This is a genomic window from Streptomyces sp. NPDC049577, assembly GCF_040675635.1.
Taxonomy (GTDB): Bacteria; Actinomycetota; Actinomycetes; order Streptomycetales; family Streptomycetaceae; genus Streptomyces.
The window spans coordinates 1-8081 of sequence record NZ_JBFAPH010000288.1; the positions used below are offsets into that span (position 1 = coordinate 1).

General features: G+C 74.0%; 7 protein-coding genes. 4 read left to right on the forward strand and 3 right to left on the reverse strand.

Going from position 1 to position 8081, the window contains the following annotated elements; translation table 11 throughout:
- Positions 1-1111: glycoside hydrolase domain-containing protein (locus AB0K09_RS25600; protein WP_366067740.1), on the reverse strand; the 1111-nt coding region annotated here is incomplete at its 3' end.
- Positions 1112-1273: 162 nt separating this feature from the next.
- Between AB0K09_RS25600 and AB0K09_RS25605 the strand changes: the two genes are divergently transcribed.
- Entirely contained in the window at positions 1274-1975 is a 702-nt protein-coding gene (locus AB0K09_RS25605) for a (2Fe-2S)-binding protein (RefSeq protein WP_366067741.1), read from the forward strand.
- Here the strand turns inward: AB0K09_RS25605 and AB0K09_RS25610 are convergent.
- Positions 1933-2565, reverse strand: a complete 633-nt coding sequence (locus tag AB0K09_RS25610) for a PAS domain-containing protein (protein ID WP_366067742.1) — start codon at positions 2563-2565, stop codon at positions 1933-1935. The two genes, AB0K09_RS25605 and AB0K09_RS25610, sit on opposite strands and share 43 nt — an antisense overlap.
- A gap of 133 nt (positions 2566-2698) precedes the next feature.
- Here AB0K09_RS25610 and AB0K09_RS25615 point away from each other — a divergent pair, with 133 nt between their 5' ends.
- The 3 genes from AB0K09_RS25615 to AB0K09_RS25625 all read left to right on the forward strand — a co-directional run bounded on the left by AB0K09_RS25615 (position 2699) and on the right by AB0K09_RS25625 (position 7520).
- The gene (locus tag AB0K09_RS25615) at positions 2699-5896 is read left to right on the forward strand and encodes a cytochrome P450 (RefSeq protein WP_366067743.1); all 3198 of its coding nucleotides are present in this window, start codon (positions 2699-2701) and stop codon (positions 5894-5896) included.
- 92 nt (positions 5897-5988) lie between these two features.
- On the forward strand, positions 5989-7047 hold the full coding sequence (locus AB0K09_RS25620; protein WP_366067744.1) for a phosphatidylinositol-specific phospholipase C domain-containing protein: 1059 nt from the start codon (positions 5989-5991) through the stop codon (positions 7045-7047).
- 5 nt (positions 7048-7052) lie between these two features.
- Positions 7053-7520: a hypothetical protein gene (locus AB0K09_RS25625; protein ID WP_366067745.1), complete on the forward strand. Its 468-nt coding sequence runs from the start codon at positions 7053-7055 to the stop codon at positions 7518-7520.
- A 118-nt stretch (positions 7521-7638) separates the two neighbouring features.
- Here the strand turns inward: AB0K09_RS25625 and AB0K09_RS25630 are convergent.
- Positions 7639-8081: hypothetical protein (locus AB0K09_RS25630; RefSeq protein WP_366067746.1), on the reverse strand; the 443-nt coding region annotated here is incomplete at its 5' end.

Genomic DNA, 8081 nt, shown 5'->3' on the forward strand with positions numbered 1-8081 from the left:
GGGCCTGGGTGCGGTAGGTGTCCCACAGGGACCAGTTCTGGTAGTAGGTGAAGCCCTTCGCGGTATGGACCTTCTGGTCCCAGCCGGTGTATCGGCCGTCGGCGTCGCTGCCGATGTTGGGGGCGAGGAAGGAGCGGTAGAGCGAGGAGTAGAACACGCGTCGCAGCGTCTCGCCGCCGCCGCGCACGGCCACGGATCTCAGCCGCTTCTCCCAGGCGTCCCGCGCCGCCTTCGCCGTGCGGTCGAAGCCGGCCTCCTCGGCGCGCAGATTGCGCGCGGCACCCGCGGCGTCCACGTAGCTGACGGCCGTGGTCGCCTCCACGGCCCGGCTGCCGTGCCGGGTGTCGAAGCGGACCCAGGCACCGTTGCGGCCGGTGGAGACCGAGGACCGGGTGCCCGAGCCGACCCGGTCGCCGTCCCAGGTGCCGAAGCTCGTGAACGGACGGTCGAAGTGCGTGACCGTGTAGACGGTGTAGGGACGGGTGTCACGGCAGAAGCCGCGCCCGGTGATGGCCGTGCGGACCGTGCGGCGGTCGAGGACCTCGACGCTGGAGGAGACGGTCCTGTGCAGCGCCTGGCCCGCGTTGAGCAGGACGTTGGCCTTGTCCGTCGCGGGGAAGGTGTAGCGCTGCCGCCCGGTGCGGGCCGTCGCCGTGAGCTCGGCGGTGATGCCGCCGTAGGACGACATCCTCACCCGGTAGTAGCCGGGCCGGGCGCTCTCGTCGTTGTGGCTGAACTCCGCCGCGTACCGCGCGTAGTCCGTCTGCGTCACATCGCCGGTGGTGGGCAGCACGGGCAGGTCGCCGCCGATGCGGCAGCCGACGCCGGACAGATGCACGGTGGAGAACCCGCGGATGTGGTTCTCCTTGTAGTCGTACCCGGTGTTGTGCCCCGTGTCGGGGGAGAGTTGCACCATGCCGAAGGGCACCGAGGCCCCCGGGAAGGTGTTGCCCTCGTTCTGCGTGCCGATGAACGGATTGACCAGGCCGGTCAGCCCGTCGGCCGCCGCGGCCCGCGCGCCGGGCGGTACGAGCGCGGTTGCTCCCAGCACCGCCCCGAGGGCGAGCACGGCCGCGCCGGCGCGCAGCCGCCGCTGTGGGGTCCATCTCATCGTCCACGCCCCTCGACGCCGTCGACATCGCTGTCAGCGCTGAGGCTCGCCCTGCGCGTACGGGGAGTCAAGGATGCGCCGGAAGGTGGGCGTGGTGTTTCGGTCGCCGCCTGGCGTATCAAGGAGACGACACGCCGCCGCCTCCCCGGGAACGCCACGCTCATGGACCTCAGCGAACTCTCCGCCGTCGGACCCTTCTTCGCCCTGCGCACGGGCGACATGCCCGACACCGCCGGCTATCTGCCCCTTGACGGGACGGCGGTGGGGGACAGGGTGCGGACCGTGGGGGAGCGGCTGGGGACGGCGGACCGCCGGGTCGCGGCGTCCGTGGCGTTCCAGGGCATCGCCGGACGGCTGCTGTCCATCGCGCTCGGCGCCGCCGTGCTCACCGGCCAGGTGCCCGATCTGACGGACGAACGGCTGCGCTGGCACACCGGCCGCACCGCGCCGGAGGACCTGTGGCTGGCCCGCCCTGCGGCACTGCCGGCCGACCGGATCGCCCCCGGCCTCCTGTACGGCCGGCTGTCCTCCCTGCACACGGCCACCCGGGCGGTGACCCCGCTCTTCGGCCGGCTGCTGTGGGGCAACGCCGCCTCGTCCCTCGCCGGGGCCGCGCGCATGCTCCGCGCATGGTGCCTGGAACAGGGCCGTCCGCGCGAGGCCGAACGCACCGCCGAGCTCACCCGCGCCCTGTTCGCGGACCCGCTGCTGCGCGGCACCGGCACCCTGCGCACCCGGCCGGACGTGTCGTTCGCCCGCCGCTCCTGCTGCCTGTACTACCGGGTCCCCGCCGGCGGCCTGTGCGGCGACTGCGTCCTTCGTCACCCGCCCCGCGGCCGGCGCGCGGGCTCGGGCGGCCACTGACCGGGCGTCAGCACACCCAGCACGTACGCTTTGGCCACCAGGGCCGTGCGGTTGGGCACCCGCCAGCGACGGGTGAGCCGCGCCAGGTGGTAGTTGACGCCGTCCACGGTCAGCCCGACCGCCTTGCCGATCGCGGCGGTCGTGGCCCCGCCGGCCGCCAGCGCGAGGATCCGGCCCTCCACCTCGCCGACCTCCACCACCGGTGGCGCCGCGGCCCGCTCCCGGGGGCGCAGCACGGCCAGCAGCATGGGGTACGTCCGCGACGGTTCGCCCACCGGGTCGACCAGCAGCTCGCCCTGCCGCTCCGTCCCCCCGGGGCCGGGCCAGCGCACGTCGATGGTGTAGCGGGAACGACGGCCCAGCCGCACCGCCTCGGCCAGCCGTTCGAGCTGGGGGGTGGCACTCGGCCGGAACAGGTCCAGCAGGTTCCGGCCGCGCACCCGGCCCGGGGCCGTGCCCCACTCGGCGGCCATGGCGGGGTTCGCGGCGGCGATCTCCCCGTCCGCCCGGCAGATGGCGACCGGCGCGGGAAGCCGGTCGAACAGGGTGATGAAGTGGTTGCGCCACGCGGCGTACTCCTCGTCGCTCACCGCCCGCCCCCGCTCCCGTTCACTTCCCGTACACCTTTCAGGCCCGGACGCAAGGGCGACGCGCCGCGGACCACTGCACAATCATGCAGTTCCCGCTCCCGGCGCCCGCGCCCGGGGCGGCGAGTGTGGAGACATGACCGTTGCCATCGACGCCCCCGCGGCCGTCTCCTCCCGCATCCCCCTCGTGGACGTCTCCGCCGTCGGAGCGACCGCCACCCCGCTCCAGCAGACGATGCGTCTGGCCCGCCGCCACGGGCCCGTCTTCCGGCGCCGGCTGCACGGCACGGACCGGCTCTTCGTCACCACCCTCGACCTGGTCGCCGAACTCGCCGACGAGGAACGCTTCACCAAGCACGTCGGCCCGGCCCTGGAGAACGTCCGCGAGTTCACCGCGGACGGCCTCTTCACGGCCTACAATCACGAGCCGAACTGGGCCAAGGCCCATGACATCCTGCTGCCGGCCTTCGCGCTCGGCTCGATGCGCGCCTACCACCCCGCCATGCTGACCGTCGCCCGCCGCCTCCTCGACTCCTGGGACGCCCATCTGGCCGCGGGCACACCGGTGGACGTGCCCGAGGACATGACCCGGATGACGCTCGACACCATCGGCCTCGCCGGCTTCGGCTACGACTTCGGCTCCTTCACCCGCGCGGAGCCGCACCCCTTCGTCGGAGCCATGGTCCGCTGCCTGGACTGGAGCATGGACCGGCTCGGCCGCGACCCCGACGCCGACCACACGGCGCGCGACGAGGCGTTCCGCGGGGACGCCGCGTTCCTCGCGAGCGTCGTGGACGACGTCGTCGCCGCCCGCACGGCCACCGGCGACTCCCGCACCGACGACCTCCTCGGCCTCATGCTGGGCGCCCCGCACCCCGCCGACGGCACCGTCCTGGACCCGGCCAACATCCGCAACCAGGTCATCACCTTCCTCATCGCCGGCCACGAGACCACCTCCGGCGCCCTCTCCTTCGCCCTCCACCACCTCCTCAAGGACCCCGTCGCCCTGCGCCTCGCCCAGCGCGAGACCGACGAGCTGTGGGGCGACACCCCCGACCCGGAGCCCTCCTTCGAGGACATCGGCCGGCTCCGCTGGACCCGCCAGGTGCTCAACGAGGCGCTGCGGCTGTGGCCCACCGCCGCGGCCTTCGCCCGCGAGGCCCGCGAGGACACCCTGCTCGCCGGCCGCTACCCGCTGCGCGCCGGGGAGGGCGTCACCGTCCTCACCCCGCTGCTGCACCGCGACCCGGTCTGGGGCGACAACCCCGAGCTCTTCGACCCCACCCGCTTCGACCCCGAGGCGGAGGCGGCCCGCCCGGTCCACGCGTACAAGCCCTTCGGCACCGGCGAGCGCGCCTGCATCGGACGGCAGTTCGCGCTGCACGAGGCCACCATGCTGCTGGGGCTGCTCGTGCACCGCTACCGCTTCCTGGACACCGCCGGCTACCGCCTGCGGATCAAGGAGACCCTCACCCTCAAGCCCGACGGCTTCACCCTCACCCTGGCCCGGCGCACCACCGCCGACCGCCTCGCCGTACGCGGCACCCGGGGGACGACCGGTGCCCGTACGGGCTCGGTACGCGCCGACGACGACCCCGCGCTGCCCGCCCGCGCCCGGCAGGGCACCGGCCTGCTCGTCCTGCACGGCTCCGCCTACGGCACCTGCCGCGACCTGGCCCGCGACCTCGCCGACGGGGCGGCGGAGCTGGGCTTCGCCCCCACCGTCGCCGCGCTCGACGCACACGTGGGCACGCTGCCCCGCGACACCCCCGTCGTGATCGTCGCCGCCTCCTACAACGGACGCCCCACCGACGACGCGACCGCCTTCACCGCCTGGGCCGAGCACACCGCCGCGCCGGGCGCCGCCGACGGGCTGCACTACGCCGTCCTCGGCGTCGGCGACCGCAACTGGGCCGCCACCTACCAGCGCGTCCCCACCCTCCTCGACGAGCGGCTCGCAGCCCTCGGCGGCACCCGGCTGCTGCCCCGCGCCGCGGCCGACGCCTCCGGGGACCTGCACGGCACCGTCGAGGAGTTCACCCGCGCCCTCCACCGCACCCTGCTGGAGCACTACGGCGACCCCGACGCGACCGCGGGGAGCCCCGAGCAGGACGCCCCCGCCGTCACCGAGCTCCCCCGCGACCCGCTCGCCGCCCTCGCCGCCCGGCACGACATGCTGCCCATGACCGTCACCGAGGCGTACGACCTGACCGCCCCCACCCACCCGCGCACCAAGCGCTTCCTGCGCCTCGCCCTGCCGGAGGGGACGCGCTACCGGACCGCCGACCACCTCGCCGTCCTGCCCGTCAACGACCCCGCGCTCGTCGCCCGCGCCGCCGAGCTGTTCGGTGCCGACCCCGACGCGCTCCTCGACGTCCGGCCGGCCCGCGCCGGCCGCGCCGGCCGCGCCGCCCTGCCGGTCGACAGGCCGCTCACCGTGCGCGAACTCCTCGCCCACCACCTGGAACTCCAGCAACACCCCACACCCCGTCAGCTCGCCCTGCTCGCCGACCGCAACCCCTGCCCGCCCGAACGTGCCGCGCTCCGGGCCGTCGCCGCCGACGACCCCCGCACCGTCCTCGACCTCATCGAGGACCACCCCGCCCTCCGCGGCACCCTCGGCCCGGCCGCCCTCCTGGAACTCCTGCCCCCGATGCGGCCCCGGCTCTACTCCGTCTCCTCCACCCCGGACCGCGACCCGCACCACCTCGACCTGATGGTCTCCCTGCTGGCTGCCCCCGCCCGCTCCGGCCGGGGCGACTTCCGCGGCACGGGCTCCCACCACCTCGCCCGGCTGCGCCCCGGGGACACCCTGCTCGCCCGCGTCCAGCCGTGCCGCGACTCCTTCCGCATCGACCACCACGACCCGGCCCCGCTCGTCATGGTCGCCGCCGGCACCGGCCTGGCCCCCTTCCGGGGCGCCATCGCCGACCGCCGCGCCCTGGCCGAGGCCGGCGTCGCCCTCGCCCCGGCCCTGCTCTACTTCGGCTGCGACGGACCGGACCTGGACTTCCTGCACTCCGACGAACTGCACGCGGCACAGACCGCCGGCGCGGTCTCCCTGCGCCCCGCCTTCAGCCGGGCCCCGGAGGCCGGCGTGCGGTTCGTCCAGCACCGCATCGCCGCCGAGGCCGACGAGGTCTGGGCCCTGCTGGAATCCGGCGCCCGCGTGTACGTCTGCGGCGACGGCGGCCGCATGGCCCCCGGTGTCCGGGACGCGCTGCGCGACCTCTGCACCCGCCGCACGGGTGCCGACGCCACCCGCGCCGAGGCATGGCTGCGCGGGATGACCGACGCCGGACGCTATGTCGAGGACGTCTACACGGCAGGCTGACACCCGCGGTTCACCACCCCGTTCCCCCACCACTCCGGCAACTCCCGTACCCTGCTCACCGTTCACAACGGAGCGGGGAAGTGGTGGGGGACATGCGCAAGACGATCCGCGCAGGCATACGCGCAGGCATACGCACGGGAACGACCGCGATCGCCGCGACGGCGGCGCTCGCTCTCGCCATGGCCCCGGCGGGGGCCGAACCCTCCCCGTCCTACGCCGCCACCACGGCGGTCGGCGTCCACAACGCCTACGACAAGGCCAAGTACCCGTACTTCGCCGACGCCCTCGACTCCGGGGCCGGACTCCTCGAACTCGACGTGTGGACCAACGGCTTCGGCGGCCGCTCCTTCCGCGTCTCCCACGCCAAGCCGCTGAGCAACGACAACAACTGCGTGGGCGCCACCTCACCGGCCGGCCTGCGCACCGGGTCCCGCGACCAGCCCCTGTCCGGCTGCCTCGCCGACATCCGCGCCTGGCACGACGCCCACCCCGGCCACCGGCCCGTCCTCCTCAAGGTCGAGATGAAGGACGGCTTCGACGCGAACAGCGGCCGCGGCCCCGCCGAACTCGACGCCCTGCTGACCGCCAGGCTCGGCGACGCCCTCTACCGCCCCGCCGACCTCGCGGCCGGACACGCCACCCTGGACGAGGCGGTGCGCGCCGGCGCCTGGCCCGGCCGACAGGCCCTCGCGGGCAAGTTCATCGTGGAGCTCATCCCCGGCACGGTGGAGGAGGGCAACCCGCTCGACCACCTGTGGACCGACCGCGAGTACGCCACCCACCTGCGCGACCTCGCCGCCGCCGGCCGCCTCGACCGGGCCGCGGCCTTCCCCGCCGTCCACGGCGCCGCTCCCGGCGACCCGCGTACGCGGTACGCCGACGCGTCGATCCGCCCCTGGTTCGTCCTCTTCGACGGCGACGCCGCCACCTACACCAAGGGCGGCATCGACACCGCCTGGTACGACGACCGCCACTACCTGGTCGTCATGACGGACGCCCACAAGGTGCCGCCCGCCATCGACATCACCCACCCCACCGAGTCCCAGGCCCGCGAGCGCGTCACCCTCATGGCCCGCTCCCACGCGAGCTTCGCGACCGCCGACTGGTACCCGCTGCCGCAGGTCCTCGCGACGGTGGTGCCCCGGGGCTGACGCCGGTGGAGTCGATCTGGGCGAGCGCCGTGGCGGTCGCGGGAACCCTCCTCGGCGTGCTGGTCACCCACATCTCCCAGCGCCTCGCGTCCCGGCGCAACGAACGATTCGCGCGCTCCGAGGCACTCCGGCAGGAGCGCATCAGCGCGTACATCGCGTTCGCCACGGCGATGGAGGACTACCGCCACGGCCAGTCGACCCGCTGGTACCGCAAGCAACAGGACCCCGACGGCGAGGCGTTCACGGCAGCCCACGACGACGCCCACCGCCTGAGGACACTCGCGCGAAACGCCCTCTACCGCGTCAAACTGCTCACGGACGACCGGGCCGTCATCGCGGGTGCGGAACACGCCTACCGCTGCACCCGCGACATCTCGAACGCACGCGACACGGCGGAACGCGACACCCTCGACGCGGGGGCCCGCCAGGCCATCGAGGCGTTCGTGGCGGGCGCCGCCCCCCTGGTCCGCTGAGCCGCGCCGCGGTGGGAACCGGCCCGGAGTTCGGAACACGGCCTGATCTGGTCTACGCATACATTCGACGGTGGTGCCCCAGCGGCGAACAGCCGCTGGGGCACCACCGTCTTTCGCGCTACTTCGCTGGGGTGTGCACGAACTGTCCCTGTTCCGCGCCCTGAGCCGGAACCAGCGGTACCGGCATGATGACGCTGGCGAACAGTACCTGGACGGCTGCCTGTACCCAGAAGTAGATCGCGATGTCCGCGGCCAGCAGTATCAATGTCGGCAGCATCAGCAACACGGCGATCACCGTCCTGAACGCCGCCACGTCCATCGTCTGCCTGGCCAGCCCGCACAAGAGGATGACGAGAATCGATGGAACGGCGATCATCAGGAGCATGCCGGTGCCCAGCTCAAGCTGAGTGACGAATGACTCCCAGAAAGAGGGCGTCCTTAGTCCCGATGGCCCCAGCTCTTTCTGCCGGGGAGCCGTCAGTCCGATGATGGGCCTATCTGTGCCCGCCCGCCCTCCTGGAGCCGGGCCGGCGGACGGGAACGTACCGGCTGGGCGGCGGC